At 60.8% G+C, this 22,407-nt stretch carries 20 protein-coding genes and 1 other RNA gene; 8 read left to right on the top strand and 13 right to left on the bottom strand.

Translation table 11 applies throughout. The features are described from left to right. Window positions 1-2: 2 nt before the first annotated feature. The 9 genes from mraY to rsmI form a co-directional block, all read right to left on the bottom strand. Window positions 3-1,085, bottom strand: coding sequence for a phospho-N-acetylmuramoyl-pentapeptide-transferase (mraY, locus tag ACUN0G_RS18425; protein ID WP_017477688.1), 1,083 nt, complete (start codon window positions 1,083-1,085; stop codon window positions 3-5). Beyond that, on the bottom strand, window positions 1,085-2,455 hold the full coding sequence (locus ACUN0G_RS18420; RefSeq protein ID WP_445573965.1) for a UDP-N-acetylmuramoyl-tripeptide--D-alanyl-D-alanine ligase: 1,371 nt from the start codon (window positions 2,453-2,455) through the stop codon (window positions 1,085-1,087). Before ACUN0G_RS18420 ends, mraY begins: the two co-directional genes overlap by 1 nt. Beyond that, the gene (locus tag ACUN0G_RS18415) at window positions 2,448-3,911 is read right to left on the bottom strand and encodes a UDP-N-acetylmuramoyl-L-alanyl-D-glutamate--2,6-diaminopimelate ligase (RefSeq protein WP_445573964.1); all 1,464 of its coding nucleotides are present in this window, start codon (window positions 3,909-3,911) and stop codon (window positions 2,448-2,450) included. The genes ACUN0G_RS18420 and ACUN0G_RS18415 overlap by 8 nt, the downstream gene beginning before the upstream one ends. After that, complete coding sequence (locus ACUN0G_RS18410; protein WP_258348627.1) at window positions 3,911-5,653, bottom strand: peptidoglycan D,D-transpeptidase FtsI family protein; 1,743 nt, start codon at window positions 5,651-5,653, stop codon at window positions 3,911-3,913. The genes ACUN0G_RS18415 and ACUN0G_RS18410 overlap by 1 nt, the downstream gene beginning before the upstream one ends. Next, window positions 5,653-5,946 (bottom strand): cell division protein FtsL, encoded by a 294-nt coding sequence (gene ftsL, locus ACUN0G_RS18405; protein ID WP_003216203.1) that lies wholly within the window; start codon window positions 5,944-5,946, stop codon window positions 5,653-5,655. The genes ACUN0G_RS18410 and ftsL overlap by 1 nt, the downstream gene beginning before the upstream one ends. Further along, window positions 5,943-6,890 (bottom strand): 16S rRNA (cytosine(1402)-N(4))-methyltransferase RsmH, encoded by a 948-nt coding sequence (gene rsmH, locus ACUN0G_RS18400; RefSeq protein WP_003216201.1) that lies wholly within the window; start codon window positions 6,888-6,890, stop codon window positions 5,943-5,945. The genes ftsL and rsmH overlap by 4 nt, the downstream gene beginning before the upstream one ends. Continuing rightward, on the bottom strand, window positions 6,887-7,342 hold the full coding sequence (gene mraZ / locus ACUN0G_RS18395) for a division/cell wall cluster transcriptional repressor MraZ (RefSeq protein WP_003171868.1): 456 nt from the start codon (window positions 7,340-7,342) through the stop codon (window positions 6,887-6,889). Before mraZ ends, rsmH begins: the two co-directional genes overlap by 4 nt. 355 nt (window positions 7,343-7,697) lie before the next feature. Next, an RNA gene (rnpB, locus tag ACUN0G_RS18390) (RNase P RNA component class A) lies at window positions 7,698-8,051 on the bottom strand. A gap of 95 nt (window positions 8,052-8,146) precedes the next feature. After that, entirely contained in the window at window positions 8,147-9,052 is a 906-nt protein-coding gene (gene rsmI, locus ACUN0G_RS18385; protein WP_445573963.1) for a 16S rRNA (cytidine(1402)-2'-O)-methyltransferase, read from the bottom strand. Window positions 9,053-9,228: 176 nt separating this feature from the next. On the opposite strand from rsmI, the gene ACUN0G_RS18380 reads away from it, so the two are divergent. From ACUN0G_RS18380 to ACUN0G_RS18365, 4 genes are all read left to right on the top strand, one after another. Continuing rightward, window positions 9,229-11,040 (top strand): penicillin-binding protein activator, encoded by a 1,812-nt coding sequence (locus tag ACUN0G_RS18380; protein ID WP_445573962.1) that lies wholly within the window; start codon window positions 9,229-9,231, stop codon window positions 11,038-11,040. Then, window positions 11,040-11,411, top strand: coding sequence for a YraN family protein (locus ACUN0G_RS18375; protein WP_445573961.1), 372 nt, complete (start codon window positions 11,040-11,042; stop codon window positions 11,409-11,411). Before ACUN0G_RS18380 ends, ACUN0G_RS18375 begins: the two co-directional genes overlap by 1 nt. 92 nt (window positions 11,412-11,503) lie before the next feature. Beyond that, complete coding sequence (locus ACUN0G_RS18370) at window positions 11,504-12,097, top strand: phosphoheptose isomerase (protein WP_003216190.1); 594 nt, start codon at window positions 11,504-11,506, stop codon at window positions 12,095-12,097. Beyond that, on the top strand, window positions 12,094-12,675 hold the full coding sequence (locus tag ACUN0G_RS18365; RefSeq protein WP_258347910.1) for a BON domain-containing protein: 582 nt from the start codon (window positions 12,094-12,096) through the stop codon (window positions 12,673-12,675). The genes ACUN0G_RS18370 and ACUN0G_RS18365 overlap by 4 nt, the downstream gene beginning before the upstream one ends. A gap of 68 nt (window positions 12,676-12,743) precedes the next feature. Here ACUN0G_RS18365 and ACUN0G_RS18360 read toward each other — a convergent pair whose 3' ends face one another. Together ACUN0G_RS18360 and ACUN0G_RS18355 are read right to left on the bottom strand one after the other, a co-directional pair. Further along, complete coding sequence (locus tag ACUN0G_RS18360) at window positions 12,744-13,520, bottom strand: OmpA family protein (RefSeq protein WP_258347912.1); 777 nt, start codon at window positions 13,518-13,520, stop codon at window positions 12,744-12,746. A 218-nt stretch (window positions 13,521-13,738) separates the two neighbouring features. After that, complete coding sequence (locus tag ACUN0G_RS18355) at window positions 13,739-14,383, bottom strand: MBL fold metallo-hydrolase (RefSeq protein WP_445573960.1); 645 nt, start codon at window positions 14,381-14,383, stop codon at window positions 13,739-13,741. Window positions 14,384-14,546: 163 nt separating this feature from the next. On the opposite strand from ACUN0G_RS18355, the gene ACUN0G_RS18350 reads away from it, so the two are divergent. Genes ACUN0G_RS18350 through ACUN0G_RS18335 form a run of 4 tightly spaced genes read left to right on the top strand, consistent with a single transcriptional unit; the run spans window position 14,547 to window position 17,998 of the window. Beyond that, window positions 14,547-15,143, top strand: a complete 597-nt coding sequence (locus ACUN0G_RS18350) for a paraquat-inducible protein A (RefSeq protein ID WP_258347915.1) — start codon at window positions 14,547-14,549, stop codon at window positions 15,141-15,143. After that, window positions 15,140-15,784, top strand: coding sequence for a paraquat-inducible protein A (locus ACUN0G_RS18345; protein WP_445573959.1), 645 nt, complete (start codon window positions 15,140-15,142; stop codon window positions 15,782-15,784). Before ACUN0G_RS18350 ends, ACUN0G_RS18345 begins: the two co-directional genes overlap by 4 nt. Then, window positions 15,765-17,420: a PqiB family protein gene (locus ACUN0G_RS18340; protein ID WP_445573958.1), complete on the top strand. Its 1,656-nt coding sequence runs from the start codon at window positions 15,765-15,767 to the stop codon at window positions 17,418-17,420. The genes ACUN0G_RS18345 and ACUN0G_RS18340 overlap by 20 nt, the downstream gene beginning before the upstream one ends. Window positions 17,421-17,437: 17 nt before the next feature. Beyond that, entirely contained in the window at window positions 17,438-17,998 is a 561-nt protein-coding gene (locus ACUN0G_RS18335) for a PqiC family protein (protein ID WP_421523739.1), read from the top strand. Here the strand turns inward: ACUN0G_RS18335 and ACUN0G_RS18330 are convergent. Together ACUN0G_RS18330 and ACUN0G_RS18325 are read right to left on the bottom strand one after the other, a co-directional pair. Then, entirely contained in the window at window positions 17,990-20,719 is a 2,730-nt protein-coding gene (locus ACUN0G_RS18330; protein ID WP_445573957.1) for a LuxR C-terminal-related transcriptional regulator, read from the bottom strand. The two genes, ACUN0G_RS18335 and ACUN0G_RS18330, sit on opposite strands and share 9 nt — an antisense overlap. 310 nt (window positions 20,720-21,029) lie before the next feature. Beyond that, window positions 21,030-22,394: a DUF1329 domain-containing protein gene (locus ACUN0G_RS18325; protein ID WP_008434250.1), complete on the bottom strand. Its 1,365-nt coding sequence runs from the start codon at window positions 22,392-22,394 to the stop codon at window positions 21,030-21,032. Window positions 22,395-22,407: the final 13 nt, after the last annotated feature.

Genomic DNA, 22,407 nt, shown 5'->3' with positions numbered 1-22,407 from the left:
TTCTACCTCAGTTTCAGGGTGGCAAGGCCGAACAGAACCAGAATCACGGTGATAATCCAGAAACGGACAATCACCCGCGGCTCAGGCCAGCCCTTGAGTTCAAAGTGGTGGTGAATCGGCGCCATGCGGAACACGCGGCGCCCGGTCAATTTGAAGGAGGCAACTTGGATCACCACCGACAGGGTTTCCATCACGAACACACCGCCCATGATGAACAGGACGATTTCCTGGCGGACGATCACCGCGATGGTGCCCAGGGCCGCGCCCAGCGCCAGTGCGCCGACGTCGCCCATGAAGACTTGTGCCGGATAGGTGTTGAACCACAGGAAGCCCAGGCCCGCACCGATCAACGCGCCGCAGAACACGATCAGTTCACCCGCGCCCGGTACATACGGGATCAGCAGGTATTCAGCGAATTTCACGTTACCCGACAGGTAGCAGAAGATGCCGAGCGCGCCGCCCACCATCACCGTCGGCATGATCGCCAGGCCGTCGAGGCCGTCAGTCAGGTTGACCGCGTTGCTCGAGCCGACGATCACGAAGTAAGTCAGTACCACGAAGCCGACACCCAGCGGGATGCTGGCGTCCTTGAGCATCGGGATGATCAGGGTGGTCTCGACCGCGCTTGGCGCAGTCGTATAAAGGAAGATCGCCGCCGCCAGGCCGAACACCGACTGCCAGAAATACTTCCAGCGGCTTGGCAGCCCCTTGGAGTTCTTCTCGATCACCTTGCGGTAGTCATCCACCCAGCCGATGGCGCCGAACAGCAGGGTCACCAGCAGCACGGTCCAGACGTAGCGGTTATGCAGGTCAGCCCACAGCAGCGTACTGATGCCGATGGACGACAGGATCAACGCGCCGCCCATGGTCGGAGTGCCGGACTTGGACAGGTGCGACTGCGGGCCGTCGTTGCGCACGGACTGGCCGATTTGCAAGTTTTGCAGGGTACGGATCATCCATGGCCCGAGGAACAGCGACAACGACAGCGCGGTCAGCACACCCAGAATCCCGCGCAGGGTCAGGTACTGAAAGACCGCGAAGCCTTTGTGGAACTGTTGCAGATACTCAGCCAGCAGCAGCAGCATTAATGTTTCTCCGTACTTGAGCCACACAAGGCCGCGACGACGTTTTCCATCACCGCGCTGCGCGATCCCTTGATCAAAATAGTGGTGTGTTTGTCTTGTTCAGCCGCACTCAGTGCCTGGATCAGTTCGGCCTGGCTGGCGAAATGCCTGGCGCCCGGCCCGAAGGCGTCCACGGCGTGAAGCATGTTCGGCCCAACGGCGTACAGGGCATCGACCTTGCCGGCCGCGTACGCGCCGACTTCACGGTGAGACTGTTCGGCCCACTCGCCCAACTCGGCGATATCCCCCAGTACCAGCACCTTGCGACCGGCGAAACCGGTCAGCAGGTCGATGGCGGCACAGATCGAGGACTGGTTGGCGTTGTAGGTGTCATCAATCACGCGCATGCCGTTGCTGGCCAGTTGCGCGACGGTACGGCCCTTGACCGGTTGCACCGCGCCGAGGCCAGTGGCAATGCCAAACAACGACACGCCCAGCACATGGGCAGCAGCAGCGGCGGCCAGGGCATTGGCGACGTTATGGTTACCCAGCAGGTTCAGCTGTACGTGCTCGTCACCTTGCGGGGTATGCAGGGTGAAGGATGGGCAGCCACGAGCGTCTGCTTTGATATTCGAGGCATGGAAATCGGCAGCGGCGTTGTGCACCGCGAAGCTCAAGACCTTGCGACCGGCGGCACGTACACGCCAGGTTTCGAAGGCCTTGTCGTCGAGGTTCAGCACGGCAGTGCCGGACGCGTCGAGGCCTTCGATGATTTCGCCCTTGGCTTCAACGATCTTTTCAGGGCCGCCAAACTCGCCGACGTGGGCGGTACCGGCGTTGCTGATCACCGCGACGTGAGGCTTGGTCATGGCCACGGTGTAAGCGATTTCGCCGATGCGCGAAGCACCCAGTTCGATGACGGCCGCCGTGTGTTCCGGGGCCAGTTCGAGCAGGGTCAGCGGAGCGCCGAAGTCATTGTTCAGGTTACCGCGAGTCGCCAGGACCGGCCCGCGCGTGCGCAGGATCCCGGCCAGCAATTCCTTGACCGTGGTTTTGCCGCTGGAGCCGGTGATGGCCGCGACAGGATTGGTGAAAGCGGCACGGTTCAGCGCACCCAGTTGGCCGAGGGCCAGGCGGGTGTCAGCTACCAGCAATTGCGGCAGTGTCGAGTCAGCAACTTCGCGCTGCACCAGAGCGCCGACGGCGCCTTTGGCGGCGACGTCATTCAAGTAGTCATGGCCATCAAAACTTGGGCCGGCCAAGGCGACAAACAGTTGCCCGGGCTTAATGGTACGGCTGTCGATGCTGACGCCATCAAAGCTGCAATCAGCCGATAGCACGCGGGCCGACAAGGCCTGGGTCAGTTCGCTGAATGTGAGCGCCTTAAGCATGGGCCACCTCCCACGCGGTCAAGGCATGATCGGCCTCGACGAGATCGGAGAAAGCGTGACGTTCACCGTTGATTTCCTGATAGTCCTCGTGGCCTTTACCGGCCAGCACCACCACGTCGTCAGCACTCGCGCTGGCGATCAATTGGGCGATGGCTGCACCGCGGCCGGCAACGAAGCTGACCTTGGACGCATCTTTAAAGCCGACACGAATGTCATCGAAAATCTGGCCTGGGTCTTCGCTGCGCGGGTTGTCGTCAGTGACCAGGACGCCATCGGCCAGGCGCTCGACGATTTCAGCCATCAGCGGGCGTTTGCCGCGATCGCGGTCACCGCCACAGCCGAACAGGCACAGCAACTTGCCCTTGGCGTGGGGACGCAGGGCTTGCAGGATTTTTTCCAGAGCGTCTGGCGTGTGGGCGTAATCGACCACTACCAACGGCTGGGTGCCGCCGCCAAGACGCTGCATGCGACCGGCCGGGCCTTCCAGCTTCGGCAGCACGCGCAGGATTTCGTCGAGGGCGTAATCCAGGCCAAGCAAGGCACCGACGGCGGCCAATACGTTGCTCAGGTTGAAACGCCCGAGCAAGGTGCTGCGCAAATGGTGCTCGCCCTGCGGCGTCACCAGGGTGGCGCGCACGCCTTCGTCATCAAGGGTGGCTTCACGGCAATACAGGTAGGCGCTGGAATCTTCCAGGCTGTAGCTGATCAAGCGACCGTCACCTTTGGCGGCGGCGAGTTGGCGACCGAATTCGTCGTCCAGGTTGACCACCCGGCACTTCAGGTCATTCCAGGCAAACAGCCGGGCCTTGGTGGCGGCGTATGCCTCCATGGTCCCGTGGTAATCCAGGTGATCGCGGGACAGGTTGGTCATCACCGCCACGTCGAACGCCAGGGCAGTCACGCGGCCTTGGTCCAGACCGTGGGACGAGACTTCCATGGCAACCGCCTTGGCACCGGCCTTTTTCAGGTCGGCCAGGGTCGCCTGTACGGCAATCGGGTTAGGCGTGGTGTGCAGGCCGCTTTGCAGCGCGCCGTAGAAACCGGTGCCCAGGGTGCCGACGATGCCGCAATGCTGGCCCAGCAGGTCAAGCGCCTGGGCAACCAATTGGGTCACGCTGGTCTTGCCGTTGGTGCCGGTCACGCCCACCAGGTTCAGGGTACGGCTCGGGTCGCCATAAAAGCGCCCGGCGATGTCCGACAGCTGCGCCGCCAGGCCCTTGACCGGAATCAATGGCACGTCGGTGATCGGCAGCACAGTGGCGCCTTCCACTTCATAGGCCACTGCTGCCGCACCGCGTTTCAGCGCGTCGGCAATATGGTCACGGCCATCGAACTTGCCACCCGGTACAGCCAGGAACAGGTCACCGGCACGCACGTTACGGCTGTCCAGCGTCAACTCGCGAATCAGCAGATCGCGGCCAGCGTGGGCAAAAATCTTGTTCAGGCTAAGAGACATCAGCCACGCCCTCCATTGGCTTTTACAGCTGCGACCGGCGGCCCGGCGTTCGCTTGTTGGGTAGCCGGCAGGTTGTCCGGCGTGATGTTCATCAGGCGCAACGTCCCGGACATCACCTTGCTGAACACCGGGGCCGATACCAGGCCACCGAAGTAACCGGCTTTGCTCGGCTCATCGATCACCACAACGATGGCGTAACGCGGATCGCTCATCGGGCCGAAGCCTGCGAACAGCGAGCGGTAGGAGTTTTCGGCGTAGCCCTTGGTGCCTACGGCGGTTTTACGCGCGGTACCGGACTTGCCTGCCACGTGATACGCCGGCACCTGGGCACGGAAAACGCCGCGCGGTGCTTCGATCACTTGTTGCAGCATGCCTTGCATGGTCTTGGCGACGTTTTCCGGGATGACCTGGGTCGCAGGCGGTGCCTCATCCAGGTGGATCAAGCTCAGCGGCACCATGCGGCCATTGTTGGCCAGCACCGAGAAGGCGTGGGCCAGTTGGATCGCGGTAACCGACAGGCCATAACCATAGGAAAGCGTTGCGGTCTCGGCCTTTTTCCAGTCACGGTAGTTCGGCAGGTTGCCCACACGCTCGCCCGGGAAGTCCAGGCCAGTGGGTTGGCCCAGGCCGATTTTTTGCGCGAGGTGGTAGATGGCTTCGCCGCCGATATCGAAGGCGACCTTACTCATGCCCACGTTACTGGAGTTGATCAGGATACCTGTCAGATCCAGCACCGGGCCTTCGCTACGGGATACGTCACGAATGGTGTATTTGCCCAACTGCAGGGTGCCCGGGTAGACCTCGACCTTGTCGGAGGGCTTCCAGCGCCCGGTTTCCAGGGCGGCACTCATGGAGATGGCTTTCATGGTCGAACCGGGCTCGAACACGTCGATCATGGCGCGGTTGCGCATCATCGCCGGCTGCAGGTTGCGACGGTTATTCGGGTTGTAGGTCGGCTGGTTGACCATGGCGAGAATCTCGCCGGTCTTCACGTCCATGATCACCAGGCTGCCGGCTTTCGCACCGTTCTCGATGATCGCGTTACGCAGCTCGCGGTTGGCCAGGTATTGCAGGCGCAGGTCAATCGACAACGCCAAGGGCTTACCGGCCTTGGCGTTTTTGGTGACCTGGACATCCTTGATCAGTCTGCCGCGCCGATCCTTGATGACCTGCCGCTTGCCGGGAACCCCGGCCAGCCATTCGTCGTAGGCGAGTTCCACGCCTTCGCGACCGTGATCATCAATGTCGGTGAAACCCACCATATGGGCAGTGGTTTCGCCGGCCGGGTAAAAACGCCGAAATTCCTCGATGCCGTAGACACCGGGGACTTTAAGGTCGAGCACCTGCTGGCCTTGTTCAGGGGTAAGCCCACGAACCAGGTAGATGAATTCTTTATTGGCTTGGGCTTCGAGGCGTTCGCTCAGGGCTTTCGGGTCCTGGCCCAACGCAGCAGCGAGTTCCGGCCACTTGTCCTTGGCGGTCTGCATTTCCTTGGCGTTGGCCCACAGGGTGGTCACCGGGGTACTGACGGCCAGAGGCTCGCCATTACGGTCGGTGATCAGGCCACGGTGCGCAGGAATCGGGATATGCCGCAGGCTACGGGCATCGCCCTGGCCGATCAGGAAGTCACGGTCCACCACTTGCAGGTCGATAATCCGCCAGGCAATCGCGCCCACCATCAGTGCCAACAACCCCAGCACCAAACGGAAACGCCATGGGTAGAGTGCGCCCTCAAGTTTCATCATGGCGCCACCATGCGAACTTCTGCAGCGCCAGGGATGTGCATCTTGAGCTGTTCAGTGGCCAGCACTTCGATGCGGCTGTGGGCTGTCCAGGTGCTTTGCTCCAGGATCAACCGGCCCCACTCCGCCTGCGCTTTGTCGCGCACACTCAGTTCCCCGTACAGGGTATTGAGCAGTTGACGGTTGTAGTGGGCGCTGTAGGACACCGCAATCGCGGATACCAGCACGCCAACAAACAACAGCAACATAAAGAAGCTGCCGCCCGGGAGGGGCTTGGCGAAAAGCTTGCTCACCGCAACTTCTCCGCAACGCGCATGACAGCGCTACGGGCACGTGGGTTGGCCTTGAGTTCGGCTTCGGAAGCGAACTGCGCTTTGCCATGGATTTTGATTTTCGGCACAAAGGCTTCGTACCGTACCGGCAGGTTGCGCGGCAGGTTGTCGGATTCGCCCTTGACCAGACGACGCATGAACAATTTGACGATGCGGTCTTCCAGGGAGTGGAAGCTGATCACCACCAGGCGACCGCCCACTTCCAGCGCTTCCAGAGCGGCTTCAAGGCCGGCTTCCAGATCGCCCAATTCGTTGTTGACGTGAATGCGCAGGCCCTGGAACGCACGGGTTGCCGGGTTCTTGCCCTTTTCCCAGGCAGGGTTGGCGACTTTCAGCACTTCAGCCAAGTCAGCGGTGCGTTCGAACGGCTGGATTTCACGGCGTTCAACCACGGCACGCGCCATGCGGCCGGCGAAGCGCTCTTCGCCGTATTCCTTGAATACGCGGGTGATTTCTTCATGAGGCGCGGTGGCGATGAACTGCGCGGCGCTGATGCCACGGCTTGGGTCCATGCGCATGTCCAGCGGGCCGTCGTTCATGAAACTGAAGCCCCGCTCAGGGTCGTCCAGCTGTGGCGAAGACACGCCCAGGTCCAGCAGAACCCCGGCCACCTTGCCCGCCATGCCACGTTCGGCCACTTCTGCGCCGAGCTCGGCAAAGCTACGCTGCACAACGACAAAGCGGCCGTCTTCGGCCGCTAGCGCTTGCCCGGTGGCAATCGCTTGAGGGTCTTTGTCGAACCCGAGGAGCTTACCGTCCGGACCAAGCTGGCTGAGAATCAGCCGACTGTGCCCGCCCCTGCCGAAAGTGCCATCCAAATAGCAGCCATCCGCGCGTACGGCGAGAGCCTCAACGGCTTCGTCAAGCAGTACGGTGATGTGGTTAAAGCCGCTATCAATAGTCACAGGATCAAATCACGCAGTTCATCAGGCATGGCGCCCGGTTGTTGAATAGCAGCCAGGTCAGCTGCAGAAACAGCATCCCAGGCATCTTCGTCCCACAATTGGAACTTGTTCAGTTGGCCTACCAGCATCGCGCGCTTGTCCAACTTGGCGTATTCGCGCAGACGCGGTGGAACCAGGAAACGACCACTGCCATCGAGTTCGAGGTCGACGGCATTACCAATCAGCAAGCGTTGCAGGCGGCGGTTCTCTTCACGCAGTGAAGGCAGCGCACGCAACTTGGTTTCAATCAGCTCCCACTCATCGAGCGGGTAAACACATAAACAAGGGTCAACAGCATCGATGGTGATGATTAATTGCCCGGAACTTCGCGAAATGAGCTCGTCACGATACCGGCTCGGCATGGCGAGACGGCCTTTTGCATCGAGACTGATAGCGTTAGCTCCGCGAAACACAGATGCGTTTCTCCAAATTTTAGCGTTTTACGTTCAAAAAACCCACTTTGTGCCACTTTCCGCCACTTGCGCACACTATAGGAATGCGCCCACCACACCGTCAAGGCGCGGATTCAAGGAAAAGCCTTACAGAACGGAGATTTAGGAGGGTAAAAGGAGGAGAAACGAGAGTTTGACGGCGATTTTGACTCAACAACGCCAAATAGCTCAAAGAGCTAGGGCTTAAAGTTAAAGTAATTTATTAAGAGTAAGATTTTTTCGGTATTACGAAGACGCATCTGCTGATGATTCAGCAGGGAGGGATTCTCACGTTACTACCAGGTTCCTGCCCGAGATTCGGACAGAAGGAAAAAAGGTGGAGAGTCGATCTATAAGCCGGGTTCTGTCTTGAACAGTCATTCGTCTACGATGGCCATCACTGGACATCTTTAGCAACCTACCCGGTCCCAGCGCGGGCCACGCCTTGGGACCCTATTTGGTCTTGCTCCAAGTGGGGTTTACCTAGCCACGAACTGTTGCCAGTCGTGCGGTGCGCTCTTACCGCACCTTTTCACCCTTACCGGTACCGAAGTACTTAGGCGGTTATTTTCTGTGGCACTTTCCGTAGGCTCACGCCTCCCAGGCATTACCTGGCACTTCGCCCTATGGAGCCCGGACTTTCCTCCCCCCTCTAATTTTCATAGAAGGCAGCGACTGTCCAATCGACTCTCCGCCGCGAAGGTTAACGGCACGACGGCGTTAGAACAAGTATTAAAAGACACGAATGCCATCATGTTCAGACGGAGTGCAGGCTTGAACCCGGAACTATTCGCCCTTTTGTTTATCGAGCGCGACTTGATACAACACGTTCTTGCGCACACCGGTGATTTCCGCAGCCAGGGCCGCCGCACGCTTCAATGGCATCTCCTTGAGCAGCAGATCCAGAATGCGCATTGCTTCACTGCCCACCGCATCTTCGCTTTCCGGCGCCGACCACCCCGCCACCAACACCACGCACTCGCCGCGCTGCTGATTGCTGTCGCCTTCGACAAATTCGCGCAGCTCTTGCAGCGGCAGGCCCTTGAGGGTTTCGAAGGTCTTGGTGATTTCCCGCGCCAGCAAGGCCAGGCGATCGCCGCCGAATACCAGCTCCATGTCCTGCAGGCATTCAAGGATGCGGTGCGGGGCTTCGTAGAAGATCAGCGTGCGTGGCTCTTCTTTCACCAATTCCAGGCGCGCCCGACGACCAACCGCCTTGGCCGGCAGGAAGCCTTCAAAGATAAACCGGTCCGACGGCAAGCCGGCTGCAGACAATGCAGCAATCAGCGCGCACGCTCCCGGAACAGGCACTACATTGATACCAGCGGCCCGCGCCTGGCGAACCAGGTGGTAGCCGGGGTCGGAAATCAGCGGCGTACCCGCATCCGAGATCAGCGCCACGTCATCACCCGCCAACAAACGGGTGATAAAACGACTGCCTTCTTCACGCTCGTTATGTTCATGGCACGCAGCCAAGGGTGTTGGAATGCCAAAATGCTGCATCAATCGCTGGGAGTGCCGAGTGTCTTCGGCAGCGATCAGCTTCACGTCACGCAGCACTTTCAGTGCGCGCGCACTGATGTCGTCCAGGTTGCCAATGGGCGTCGCCACGACAAAAAGCGAGCCAGCAGTGGAATTCAAAGGACCTGGAGCAGTCAAAGCGCACACCTCGATGATTGGCAAAAACCGCATTGTAGCGCGTAGACGCCTTGAATATATGCCCTCGGGGCAAGCTCCATTTCAGCCATCTGTAGGCTCTTGCAACATTTACACGACCTAAATAGACGGTTTCACGCCAGTAACATCGCGCCCCGGCCAGTGCTTGGGTACAATTCCACGCTAATTTGATCGGTATCAGGAACACTTACATGATCGCTTGCCTGCGGCTGTTCTCTGCCCTCTGCCTCGCTGCCCTGTTGGCGGCTTGCGCCAGCTCGCCCTCGTCCAGCCTTGGCGACCTCCCCCGGACCCCGGATGCCAGCATCGAGCAACTGCTCGAACAGGCGAGTTCGGCCAAGACTCCGGAAATAGCCGCGCTGTTGCGCTTGAGTGCGGCTGACCTGGCGTTCCACCAAAACAATCCGGGACGCTCGGCGCAGATTCTTGCCCAGGTGCCACTGGACGTCCTGAAACCGGCGGCGCAGGTATTTGCCAGCACCCTGTCGGCTGAACTGGCGATGGCCCGCAACCAGCCCAAGGCAGCGTTGACGGCGTTGAACCACCCGAGCCTGCAAAACCTGAAGGAACTGCCGCCTGAACAGCAGATCCGTACCGGTACCGTGCATGCTCGTGCTTATGAAGCCGACGGCCAGACCCTGGCCGCCGCTCGCGAGCGTGTCGCCATGGCTCCGCTGCTGACCGGCGACGCCTACAACAGCAACCACGAAGCCATCTGGGTATTGATTGCAGCCTTGCCTGCCGATCAACTGCAAGCCAGCGGCAACCCGACGCTGGACGGCTGGATCAGCCTGGCCCAGGCGGTCAAGAGCGCCGGCACCCTGGAACAACAGCAAGCGGCCATCGACACCTGGCGCGCCCGGAACCCAGGCCACCCGGCGGCCTCGCAATTGCCGCAGCCGCTGACCAAGCTCAAGGAGCTGGCCAGCCAGCCGCTGAACAAGATCGCCCTGCTGCTCCCGCAGGAAGGCCCGCTGGCCGGCGTTGCCAAGGCGCTGCGCGAAGGCTTCATGGCCGCGCACTACCAGGCTGAACAAGCCGGGCAGAAGCCGCCTGTGATCGAGTTCTACGACAGTTCGCGCCTGACCTCCATCGATGACTTCTACGCCAAGGCCCAGGCCGCCGGTGTGCAACTGGTGGTCGGTCCGCTGGAGAAACCGCTGGTCAAGCAACTCAGCGCGCGCCCGCAATTGCCAATCACCACCCTCGCCCTGAACTACAGCGAAGCCGACCAGAACCCGGCGCAACTGTTCCAGTTCGGCCTGGCCGCTGAAGACGAAGCCCGTGAAGTGTCCCGTCGCGCTCGCGCCGATGGCCTGCACCGCGCCGCCGCCATGGTGCCGAGAGGCGAATGGGGCGAACGCGTCTACAAAGCCTTCCGTCAGGATTGGGAAGCCAATGGCGGCACCGTGATAGGCGTCGAGTACGTTGACCAGCCGGTAGCCCTGGCCCAGCAGATTGCCGACCTGTTCCAGCTGCGCAAAAGTGAAGGCCGCGCCAAGAGCCTGCAAAGCACTGTAGGCTCGGATGTCTCCGCCCAGCCGTCGCGGCGCCAGGACATCGAGTTCATCTTCCTGGCCGTGACCCCGCAACTGGCCCAGCAGATCAAGCCGACCCTGAACTTCCAATACGCCGGCGACGTACCGGTGTATGCAACGTCCCACGTGTTCAGCGCCAGTGGCGACAAGAACCAGTACCTGGACATGACCAACGTGATGTTCTGCGAAACCCCTTGGCTCCTGAACACCACCGACCCGCTGCGCAACCAGGTTGCCGCCCAATGGCCACAAGCCAACGGCAGCCTCGGTCGCCTGTACGCGATGGGTGTGGATGCCTACCGCCTGGCGCCGCGCCTGGGGCAACTCAAGGCACTGCCGGACACTCGTGTTGATGGCCTGTCGGGCAACCTGGGCGTCAGCGCCAACCAGCGTGTCGACCGCCAGATGCCATGGGCCAAGTTCGTCGGTGGCGAGATCCAGCGCCTGCCTGATACCCCGCGCTGATGCCCGAGCGGTCAAGCGCACAAAGCGGCAAGGACGCCGAACTTCAAGCCCTCGAATACCTGCAGCAACAAGGTCTGCGCCTTCTGGCGCAGAACTGGTTATGCAAGCGCGGCGAGCTTGATCTGGTCATGCTTGACGGCGATACAGTAGTATTTGTCGAAGTCCGCTACAGAAAACACGCACAATGGGGGGGCGCGCTCGCCAGTATCGACGGGCGCAAGCGCCAGAAGCTGATACTCGCCGCGCAGTTTTTCCTGCTCAAAGAGCATCGCTGGGCCGATCATCCCTGCCGTTTCGATGTGGTTGCCATAGAAAGCACTCCCCAGGGAACAGCCGATCTGAACTGGCTGCAAGATGCCTTTGACAGCTGATTCGCCGGACATCTACACCGCACACTTTTGCTCTTTGCTTTGCGGGCTGCACATTCCTGTGCCAAACAGCCGCGCTAATTAAGGTCACACAGATGGACATGCAATCCCGAATTCGCCAGCTTTTCCAGGCCAGTATCGATACCAAGCAACAGGCGATGGACGTACTTGCACCGCACATCGAGCAAGCCAGTCAGGTCATGGTCAACGCCTTGCTCAACGAAGGCAAAATGCTTTCGTGCGGCAACGGCGGTTCGGCCGGCGATGCCCAGCATTTCTCCTCGGAGCTGCTCAACCGCTTCGAGCGCGAGCGTCCGAGCCTGCCGGCCATCGCCCTGACCACCGACACCTCGACGATCACCTCGATCGCCAACGACTACAGCTACAACGAAATCTTCTCCAAACAGATTCGCGCCCTTGGCCAGCCGGGTGACGTATTGCTGGCAATCTCCACCAGCGGTAACTCGGCGAACATTATTCAAGCGATCCAGGCCGCACATGATCGTGAAATGATTGTCGTAGCATTGACCGGACGCGACGGCGGCGGCATGGCTTCGCTGCTGCTGCCCGAAGACGTGGAAATTCGCGTCCCGGCCAATGTCACCGCACGTATTCAGGAAGTCCACCTGCTGGCGATCCACTGCCTGTGCGATCTGATCGACAGCCAACTGTTCGGGAGTGAAGAATGACCGTTAAACGCCTTAGCCTATTGGCAATCACGCTGTGCCTAGGCATCAGCGGCTGCAGTTCGGTAATCGAAGCAAGCCGCGACACGCCCATCCAGGACGATAAAGGCACCCGCACTTTCGGCAGCAAAATCGATGACTCGCTGATCGAAACCAAAGTATCCGTCAACGTTTCCAAGGCCGCTCCGGACCTGGGCAACGGTGCGTCGCGCATCGTGGTCGTCAGCTTCAACGGCGTGGTACTGCTCACCGGGCAAACCCCGCGTGCCGACCTGAAGGCCCAGGCTGAACAAGCCGCCTCCGCCGTACAACGGGTCAAGAAAGTCCACAATGAATTGCAGGTGATGGAGCCGATCACACTGCTGGCGATCAGCAACGATGCGCTGCTGACCACCAAGATCAAGACCCAGATGCTGACCGACAGCTCGATTCCCGGCTCACGGATCAAGATCGTCACTGATAACGGTATCGTCTACATGATGGGCCTGCTGACCCAGGCAGAAGCCACCCGCTCTGCCAACCTGGTACAAGGTGTGTCGGGCGTACAGAAGATTGTGAAGGTGTTCGAATACATCGACTGATGTCATCGACGACCACAAAAAAGGGCGCCGTGCATTGATTGCACGGCGCCCTTTTTATTGGCTGGCGGTTACTGGTACTGCTGGTACGGGTTGCCTTGGAACTGGTTGTTCTGTTGCGGCGCCTGTTGCTGCTGGGCGCCCGGCTGACCGTATTGCTGGCCAGGAATCGGCCCCAGGTTAACCTCTACGCGACGGTTCTGGGCACGGCCATTGACGTCGGCGTTGCTGGCAATCGGGTTATCAGGCCCGGCACCGCGGGCACTCAGGTTGGTCGCGCTGACACCTTGGGACGTCAGGTAATTAGCCACGCTCTGCGCACGACGCTGGGACAGGTCCATGTTGAGCTGGCGGCTGCCGGTGCTGTCGGTGTAGCCAACGATCTGGATGGTGTTCTGGTTGAACTGCTTGAGGGAGTTCGCCAGGTTGTTCAGCGGCGTATAGAAGCTGCTGGAGATCGCGTCCGAGTTGGTAGCGAAGGTGATGTTTCCCGGCATGATCAGCTTGATCTGATCGCCCTGGCGCTGCACTTCAACCCCGGTATTGGCCATGCTTTCGCGCAGTTTCTTTTCCTGCTGGTCCGCGTAGTAGCCATAGCCGGCAGCGCCGAGGCCGGCGATAGCGCCACCGATCAGCGCACCCTTGCCGCGGTTGTTGTGGTCGATGGCGGCACCTGCCAGCGCACCGGCCAGGGCCCCCAGGCCACCGTACTTGGCGGTTTTGCTGATGCCGCCCTCTGAACCATTATTCGCCTGTCCCTGGCTGCCGTCATAAGGATTAGGTGAAGCGCAGCCGGACAACAAGGCTACGGCGGTAGCGACAACAAGCAGACGACGAGAAGTGAACATGAAGGAAGCTCCTACTTTTGCATTCTGTGATGCAGAGGACATTGGCAATGGACCTGTGCCGAGCTTGGAACACGACAAACGGCAAAAATTCCATGTCCGGTCACCGGTGTGCACAGTCAAACCCTAGCAGAGACTTGCTGAACGGTAATTGTCATTTTTTCTATAAGTTTCGTCCGATAGTTGCCATTTGGTATCCGAAAAACTACCCCGGTTTCCCTTCACGCCCGCACGAATGGATTCTCACGCATTTCATCTCCCAGGCGTGTATCCGGACCATGCCCCGCCACCACAACCGCCGTCTCATCCAGGGTGTAGAGCCGTTGCTTGATCGAACGCACGATGGTCGCCTGGTCTCCGCCCCACAAATCCGTACGCCCGACGCCACGCCGAAACAGGGTGTCGCCGGCAATCAGCAACTTCGCATCCGCAAACCAGAAACTCATCGAGCCCGGTGTGTGTCCAGGTGTGTGCAAGGCGACCCCACAACCGCAGGCCAGCTCCTCTTCATCCTCCAGCCAGCGATCCGGCGGCGGCACAGGTGTGTACGGTACGCGGAACATCTGGCACTGCATTTCCAGGTTGTCCCACAGAAACTGGTCTTCCTTGTGCAGGTGCAACGTGGCGCCGGTCTTTTCCTTCAACTGACCCGAGGCAAGGAAGTGATCGAGGTGGGCGTGGGTGTGAATGATGCTGACCACTTTCAAGCCCAGCGCATCGAGGCGCGCCAGGATCAACTCATGATTGCCACCCGGATCGACCACGATGGCTTTCCTGGTAACAGGGTCGCCGATAATTGTGCAGTTGCACTGCAATGGGCCGACGGGGAAGGTTTCGCGGATCAGCGCGGGGGTCTGAATATTCATTGGTGTTCCTGCAAATTCAAAGGCACATCCTGATGCACAGTATGTTCGACCATGCGCCCGCTCTGAAAGCACTCGCAAGCACACGGCTGTCAAACCACGTAGCTGCTAAGCTACTCTGGCGCAAGTCTGCAACGCGCAACCTATAGCGCTTGGAGTGGGACTCGTGGCAACCCTCAGCCCATTGATCATCTGCGAACACTGCGATTGCGTGTACGAAAAAGTCACGCTCGCCAAACATCAGAAAACCCTCTGCACCCGATGCGCTGGCGTACTCCAGCGCTATAACGGGCTGTCGGTGGAACAACGCCTGGCGCTGACCCTGACTGCCGCCATGCTGTGGGTTTTCGCCAATTTCTACCCGGTAATGAGCATCAGCCTGCAAGGCTTGAAAAGCAGCGCCACCTTATGGGACTCCGTGGTTGCACTGGCCCAGGGCCCGATTACCTTTATCGCACTGGTGGCGGCCATTTCCATCATCATCGCGCCGGTGTTCCAGTTGCTGTTGCTTATGTGGGTGCTGGGCTTTGCGATGAAGGGCAGGCGTTCACCGGCGTTCAAGGTCTGCATGCGCTGGCTCGAAGCGCTTCGGCCCTGGAGCATGCTGGAAGTCTGCCTGCTGGGCGCGATGGTGGCGGTGTTCAAGCTCGCCGGGATGCTGGATGTATTGCCCGGCACCGGCCTGTTTGCCCTGGCGGCGCTCAGCCTGTTGCTGATCCGCATTGCCGGGCGCGATATTCGCGACCTGTGGGACACCTTATGAACCGGCCACCGACCGCCAGCGAGCTGAACCTGTGCCTGTGCCACAGCTGCGGCCAGGCCTGTGACACCAGCGCCAACCCCGACGAGTGCGAACGCTGTGATGCGCCCTTGCACCGGCGCAAGGTGCACTCATTGACCCGCACCTGGGCCTACATGCTGACGGCACTGGCGTTTTACGTGCCCGCCAACCTACTGCCGGTGATGAACACCTCGATGCTCGGCTCCGGCGCCGACAGCACCATCATGAGTGGCGTGCTGGAGTTCTGGCAGCACGGCGCCTGGGACATTGCCCTGATCATTTTCATCGCCAGCATCGCAGTGCCGGGCATCAAGTTCGTCGCGCTGACCCTGCTGCTGGTCACCGTGCAACGCAATAACCAGTGGGCACGCAAGGAGCGCTCGAAGCTGTTTCGCTTCGTCGAGGTGATTGGCTACTGGTCGATGCTGGATGTCATCGTAGTGGCGTTGGTGGCGGCCCTGGTGCGGTTTCAGGCCCTGGGTACCATCGAGCCGCGCCTGGGTATTCTGTTCTTTGGCCTGGTGGTGGTGTTTACCATGCTCTCGGCAATGAGTTTCGACACCCGCCTGATCTGGGAAAACCCCCACAACGAGGAGATGCCGGATGGCGTCGCAAACCACTGACAGACCGATGCCCCCCGGCCAACCCGCAATCAAGACGCGGCGCTTCAGCGTTTCGCTGGTGTGGATCGTGCCGATTGTCGCGGTGCTGGTGGGCATTTCGCTGGTGGTGCACAGCATCCTTCAGCAAGGGCCGAGCATTACCATTACCTTCAAGACCGGCAGCGGCCTGACCGCCAACAAGACCGACGTCAAATACCGCAATGTGGTGATCGGCCAGGTGACTGACGTGGAGTTGAGCGACGACCAGAAAAACGTCAACGCCACGATCAAACTCTCCAAGCAGGCTGAAAGTTTCACCCGGGAAGACTCGCAATTCTGGGTGGTGCGCCCGCGTATTGGCGCGGGCGGCGTTTCCGGCATCGACACGCTGCTCTCCGGGGATTACATCGGCGCCGATATCGGCCAGTCCGATACCCGCGCCAACCGGTTCACAGGCCTGGAAAACCCACCGCCCATCACTTATGGCGAGCCTGGTAAACGCTTCACCTTGCACACCCAGGATTTGGGCTCGCTGGACATCGGCTCCCCGGTCTATTACCGCAAAATCCCCGTCGGCCAGGTAGTGGCCTATGCCTTGGACGCCGACGGCAAAGGCGTGAACATCGACGTGTTCGTGCATGCACCCAATGACGCCTACGTCACCGAGAACACCCGGTTCTGGAACGCCAGCGGGATTGACGTGAGTGTCGGCGCCAACGGGTTTGCGCTGAAGACCGAATCCTTGTCCTCCATGCTGGTGGGCGGCATCGCCTTCCTGGCTCCGCCCTACAGCCCCGACGACAAGCCGGCCAGCGAGGAGCATTCCTATGAACTGTTCGCCGACCAGCAAACCGCGCTGGCCCCGCCCAATGGCAAGGGGCAATACCTGAACCTGCGTTTCGATCAGGCCTTGCGCGGGCTCACCGTCGGTGCGCCGGTGGAATTCCTGGGTATCGAGTTTGGCAAAGTGGTATCGATCAACCTGGATTTCGACGAGAAAAAACGTAGCTTCCCGGTGAACGTCGGCATCGTGATTTACCCGCAACGCCTCGGCGAAGCCAACACCAAAATGCTCACGGTCCTGAAACATGACCCTAACGATGAGGCCGGCGGCGTGCGCCTGATTGGCAGCTTCATTGAACACGGCCTGCGGGCCCAGGCTCGCAGCGGCAACCTGCTCACCGGCCAGCTGTACATCGCCCTGGACTTCTTCCCCAAGGCCGACAAAGTCGTGTTCGACCCGAACGCGCGCCCCGTCAGTATTCCGACCATCCCCGGCAACCTGGAACAATTGCAGGAAAAACTCGAAGGCATCGTCAACAAGATCAACCAACTGCCGATCGAGCGGATTGCCGGCAACCTCGACGGGAGCCTGGTCGAATTGCGCAAAGGTCTCGGCCAGTTCAACGCCAAGACACTCCCAAGCGTGCAGAACACCCTGGCCGACGTGAGTAAAACCTTGCAGTCAGCCAGTTCGACCCTGGCCGAGGATTCGCCGCAAAGGGAGCAGTTGACCCAGACGCTGGATGAACTGAGCCGCATGTCGCGCTCCCTGCGAGAGCTTTCGGATTACCTGGCACGCCATCCCGAATCCCTGATTCGTGGTCGCCCCGACAACGCTGCGCCATCGGACCTGCAAGGGCCTCCGCGCAAATGACCACAGGAGCAACCACCATGGCCTTCCCGCTGAAGATCACCCTGCTCACCGGGTTGCTGCTGCTTGCGGCGTGCCGCAGTGAGCCGATTCAATTTCACACCCTGACGCCGGTGCATCGCAGCAATGCGTCACTGGCCGCCGGTGGTGAAATCCGCATTGAAAGCATCACAGTCCCGCCGCAGGTCGACCGGCCGCAGATTGTCATCCGCCAGGGCGACAGCGGCGTGGCGATTCTTGAGACGCAATGGTGGGCCGCCAGTCTGGTGGATGAGCTGCGCAGCGCGCTGGTGGATCAACTCGCCAGCAACCGGAAAAACCTGGCGGTGCGCATTGAAGTACAGCGTTTTGACTCGATCCCCGGGCAGTACGCCCTGCTCGACGTCAAATGGCGACTTCGCCAGACGGGCACGGACGAACGCACGCCGCTGACCTGTCGCACGGTGGTGCAGTCGCCGTCCGGCCCAACCATTGATGACCTGGTGATCGCTCAGCAAAACAACGTCAAACGGTTTGCCGCACTGCTCAGCCAGGCCGCCGACAAGTCACCGAGTGAATGCCCGCCCGCGAAACTACCCTAACAACCCCATCTCCTGAGCGCGCGCCACCGCCTGGGTGCGTCGCTCCACTCCCAACTTGCTGTTGATATGGCTGGCGTGGGTTTTCACGGTATGCAGGGAGATAAACAGCTGATTGCTGATTTCCTGGTTCGAGCACCCTTGGGCGATCAAGTGCAGCACTGCCAGTTCGCGGGTGCTCAGGGTTTCAAGGACGTGTGGGGTTTCAACCACCGCAACAGTCGGCAAGCGTGCCAGCAGGCTCTGGTTCAGTTGGCCATGGGGGTCCCGCGAAAGCTGCTCCCGCGTCCAGTCGGGATAGCGCTCCAGCAAGCGCTGAAAGGGTTGCATCGCGCCACCGGCAGCCGCTGCAAGCGCGCGGGCGAACACCGGGCGGGCCAGCGCTTCCTGACCACCGTCCAACAGTAACTGCGCCTGCTGGGTCAGTGCCATCAGGCTGATCATCTGCCGGCCGCTGTTATGGGCCTGGTGCGCCAGCTCGTCGAGCCGTTGCAGTGAGGCCGCCGGCTGATGCCGGATGGCGTCGAGCGCTGTCTGTTGCAGCTCGATATGTTGCGGCAGGTGCGGGTGAAACTCCGGCGCGGCCGCGGCCTGTTCACCGTTGTAGGTTTGCCCCAACCGCGTCAGCCAGGCATCGGCCAGGTCGGTCCGCCCTTGGGCCAGCCATAGCTCGCATTTGACCAGGGTAATCATCGCCAGATAGAAAATCGGCGGCACGTCCCAGATGTGCATCAAGCGCTCGGCCTCGGCCAGTTCGGCGAAGGCCGTGGGGAAGTCGCCGCGGCGACCTTCAAAGCTAGCGATCACGCAATGGCCGATCAGCACGCTGATATCCCGGCAGGCTCGCGCCTCGGCCAGACCGGCACGCAGGCGAGCCAGCCCGGCTTCAGGCTGGCAACGCACCAGCAGCAGGTAGCCTTCATACAGCGCCAAGCGGGCACGCACCGCATACAGGCGTTGCGGCGCGAGGCCCTGCAAGCGTTGCAGGCCCTGACGCACTTCATCCAGGGAACGCAGGATTTCGCCACGGGCTTGTAGCACCCGCGCCCGGTCGTAATGGGCCAGCGCTTCAAATAATGGGTTGCCGACGCGCTGCGCCAGCTCCAGAGACTCTCGGTTCAAGCCACGGGCGCGCCACAGGTCGGCGTCGACGATGGCCAGGTTGGACAGCGTCGACAGGCACATCAACCGCTGGCCATAGCGTTTGTGCGGCAGGCTTTCCAGGGCCTCGCTGCAGTACAACTGGGTCAACTCGCGATCACCACGCCCCCGGGCAATAATCCCGCTGAGGGCCAGCCATTGGGCCAACATCGACTTTTGCGCGGTGGCTGACGGCGCCGGCAGAAAGCGGCTGAGATGGCTGGCCAACTCTTGCGCCGCATCCAGCTGGCAGGCCAATCCCAACGCCCAGCTGTAGAGCACGATCAGACGTGGCGTGCTCATCAACAGACTGTCGGGCAAGTCCATTTTCCAGCGCAGCAACATGCCGACGTTTTGCTCCGCCAGCAGTTGCTCTTCGGAGAGGTTCTGCACCAGGTTTGCCGCCACATCCAGGTGACCGGCCCGCAGCGCCTGCTCCACCGCCTCATCGATCAAGCCCTGGGCATTGAACCAGCGACAGGCCCGCAGGTGCAGGCTGGCAGCCGGCAACACGGCATTACTCGCGCGCCGGGTGCGCAGCAGGTCGGAAAACAGATGGTGATAACGGTACCAGTGGCCCTGTTCGTCCAGCGGCACCAGGAATACCTGGTGGGCTTGCAGGTAGCGCAGGATTTCGCTGCTGTCGTGGGCTTCGCGCACGGCGTCGCACAGTTCGCTGCAAAAGCGCTCCTGGGACGCGGTGTCGTAGAGAAACGCCTGGACTTCGGCTGGCAGGCAGTCGATGACTTCTTCGAGCAGGTAATCGCGGATCAGCCCTTCCCCGCCGTGCAGGCCTTGGGGCAAGGCGCCTTCGCTGCCGGCTTCGGAGGCCGCCAGCAGCCAGAAACGCAGGCCGGCCACCCAGCCTTCACTGCGTCGGATCAGGTTATCCAGAGCTTCGCCGCGCAATGAGCTGCTGTGGCGATCCAGCAGGGCCAGGGATTCGGCGTGAGTCAGGCGCAGGTCCTGCTCGTGCAGTTCCAGCAAATGCCGGGACAGGCGCAGGCGCGCCAGGTGCCAGTCGGGGCGTTGACGGCTGGTGACCAGTACCAACAGGCCGTCTGGCAGATGGTTGAGGAAAAATTGCAGGCAACGGTCGAGTACCGGGCCCTGTGCCAGATGGTAGTCATCCAGCACCAGCAACAGCGGCGTCTGGGTCGACAGGTGCACCGTCAGTTCATCCAGCAGGCCGTCGAGCCACTCTTCAAACGCAAAGGGTTGATGACGCTGGCGCATTTTCAGCAAGCCCAGGGACTGGGCGCCCAACTGCGGGAAGTATTGCTGCAGGCCGTCGAGCAGGCGTTCAAGGAAACGTCCCGGGTCGTTATCCCGGGGGCTGAGCCCCAACCACAGGCTTTGCCAGTGGGCCGGCAGGCTCTGGCAGAACTCCACCGCCAGCGAACTTTTGCCGAAGCCGGCCGGTGCGCTGACCAGCAACAGACGCCCGGCCAAACCTTCACTCAGCCGTTCGCACAGGCGCGGTCGCAACACGTAGCCGTCAGGCAGTGGGGGTCGATAGAAGCGCCCTTCCAGGGTCGGAATGACCGCGCTGGCAGGCCCTTGAATTCGGGACAGATCAGTCATCGCCGGGCTCTTGTAGAAGGCTGTTGTCGGCATTGCAGATGTCCGCAGACTAGCGGTAAAAGCAGCAGCTTTGTAGATCTTTGCAACAATTGTCTTAAAAAGACTACAACAAAAAATATCCGGACTTCTTCTGGAACGACCGACACTCTGTGGCGAGGGAGCTTGCTCCCGCTGGAGTGCGCAGCGCTCCCGTTTTTGGGGCTGCTACGCAGCCCGGCGGGAGCAAGCTCCCTCGCCACAGTGATCCCGCAAAAAAAAGCCCCGAACCAGTCGGGGCGTTTTTCGAGGATGCGGCCTCTGTTACAGCGAGTTAGCGAACACCATCCTGGCGCAGGGCCGCCGGGGTGAAGTCGCTGGTGGTGGCGGTGAAACCGAAGTCATAGGCCTGTTTCTCTTCGTTCTTCATGCCCAGTGCCAGGTAGCGGCCGGACTGCAGGTCGTAGAGGGTTTCGAGGGCATACCACGGCACTTGCTTGTCGTAGTAGTTCTCGGCATGGGCTTCCGCCACGCGCCACAGTTGGCCACGACCGTCGTAGTGGTCGATCACCGCAGCTTGCCAGGTGTCTTCGTCGATGAAGAAGTCACGCTTGGCGTAGATGTGGCGCTGGCCTTCCTTCAGGGTTGCAACCACATGCCACACACGGCGCAGCTCGTAGCGCGCCAGGTCCTGGTTGATGTGGCCGGCCTTGATGATGTCCACATACTTAAGCTTCGGATCGTCGAGCTTGTAGCTGTTTTCGGCGATGTAGAGCTCTTTCTTGCCTTCCAGTTTCCAGTCGTAGCGGTCTGGCGCGCCGTTGAACATGTCGAGGTTGTCGGAGGTACGCAGGCCGTCGGCGGCGGTACCCGGGCCGTCATACGACACTTGCGGTGCCCGGCGCACACGGCGCTGACCGGCGTTGTAGACCCACGCCGAACGCGGTTCTTTCACTTGGTCGAGGGTTTCGTGCACCAGCAGCACACCACCGGCCAGACGTGCCGGCGCGGTCACTTGCTGCTTGAAGTAGAACAGGATGTTGCCCGGGTTTTTCGGGTCGTAGTCCTTCATCTTGTCGCGGAACACGAACTGGTCGCGGAAGTACACCAGGCTGAACGAGCCGTTGGTTTGCGGCGTGGCCTGGGTCACCAGGCGGGTCACGCTGCCGCCGCGATAGCGGGTGATGTGGTTCCAGATGACTTCCACGCCGCTTTTCGGAATCGGGAACGGTACGGCGGTTTCGAAGTTTTCCAGGCCGTTGCCGCCAGACACCAGGTTGGTACTGGTGGCGTTTTTCTTGATGGCGGCGAACACATCAGCCGGCACCGTGGCGCCGCGATGGGTCGGGTAGACCGGCATCTTGAAGGTGTCCGGGTAGCGCTTGAACATCGCGTACTGCCCCGGCGCCAGCTTGTCCTTGTACTGCTCGACGTTCTGCGCGGTGATGGTGAATTGCGGTTGTTCGCTGGCGTACGGGTTGGCCAGGAAACCACGGGCATCCACGGCGCCGGCGTTGGTGGGCAGTGGCGACCATTTAGGGATGGTGCCGGCCGCGTTGCCGGCCATTTCAGCGCCCATCGGGGTCAGGGTCGTGCCGAGCTTGGCGGCTTCGTCGGCCGAGACAGCGGCCATGACGCTACCCGCCATGATCGACAGCCCCAGCACACCCACCTGCAACAGATTTTTAGTTATTTTCATGTTCTGGTTCTTC

The organism is Pseudomonas sp. 32A, from assembly GCF_052682255.1.
The sequence above is the reverse complement of the archived record's forward strand: the minus strand, read 5'-3'. Positions and strand labels throughout refer to the sequence as shown.

Bases quoted from the DNA above. Each gene is read 5' to 3' on its own strand.
- mraY (WP_017477688.1), bottom strand. From the start codon at position 1,085: ATGCTGCTGCTGCTGGCTGAGTATCTGCAACAGTTCCACAAAGGCTTC.
- ACUN0G_RS18420 (WP_445573965.1), bottom strand. From the start codon at position 2,455: ATGCTTAAGGCGCTCACATTCAGCGAACTGACCCAGGCCTTGTCGGCC.
- ACUN0G_RS18415 (WP_445573964.1), bottom strand. From the start codon at position 3,911: ATGTCTCTTAGCCTGAACAAGATTTTTGCCCACGCTGGCCGCGATCTG.
- ACUN0G_RS18410 (WP_258348627.1), bottom strand. From the start codon at position 5,653: ATGAAACTTGAGGGCGCACTCTACCCATGGCGTTTCCGTTTGGTGCTG.
- rsmI (WP_445573963.1), bottom strand. From the start codon at position 9,052: ATGCGGTTTTTGCCAATCATCGAGGTGTGCGCTTTGACTGCTCCAGGT.
- ACUN0G_RS18380 (WP_445573962.1), top strand. From the start codon at position 9,229: ATGATCGCTTGCCTGCGGCTGTTCTCTGCCCTCTGCCTCGCTGCCCTG.
- ACUN0G_RS18375 (WP_445573961.1), top strand. From the start codon at position 11,040: ATGCCCGAGCGGTCAAGCGCACAAAGCGGCAAGGACGCCGAACTTCAA.
- ACUN0G_RS18370 (WP_003216190.1), top strand. From the start codon at position 11,504: ATGGACATGCAATCCCGAATTCGCCAGCTTTTCCAGGCCAGTATCGAT.
- ACUN0G_RS18365 (WP_258347910.1), top strand. From the start codon at position 12,094: ATGACCGTTAAACGCCTTAGCCTATTGGCAATCACGCTGTGCCTAGGC.
- ACUN0G_RS18360 (WP_258347912.1), bottom strand. From the start codon at position 13,520: ATGTTCACTTCTCGTCGTCTGCTTGTTGTCGCTACCGCCGTAGCCTTG.
- ACUN0G_RS18355 (WP_445573960.1), bottom strand. From the start codon at position 14,383: ATGAATATTCAGACCCCCGCGCTGATCCGCGAAACCTTCCCCGTCGGC.
- ACUN0G_RS18345 (WP_445573959.1), top strand. From the start codon at position 15,140: ATGAACCGGCCACCGACCGCCAGCGAGCTGAACCTGTGCCTGTGCCAC.
- ACUN0G_RS18340 (WP_445573958.1), top strand. From the start codon at position 15,765: ATGGCGTCGCAAACCACTGACAGACCGATGCCCCCCGGCCAACCCGCA.
- ACUN0G_RS18335 (WP_421523739.1), top strand. From the start codon at position 17,438: ATGGCCTTCCCGCTGAAGATCACCCTGCTCACCGGGTTGCTGCTGCTT.
- ACUN0G_RS18330 (WP_445573957.1), bottom strand. From the start codon at position 20,719: ATGACTGATCTGTCCCGAATTCAAGGGCCTGCCAGCGCGGTCATTCCG.
- ACUN0G_RS18325 (WP_008434250.1), bottom strand. From the start codon at position 22,394: ATGAAAATAACTAAAAATCTGTTGCAGGTGGGTGTGCTGGGGCTGTCG.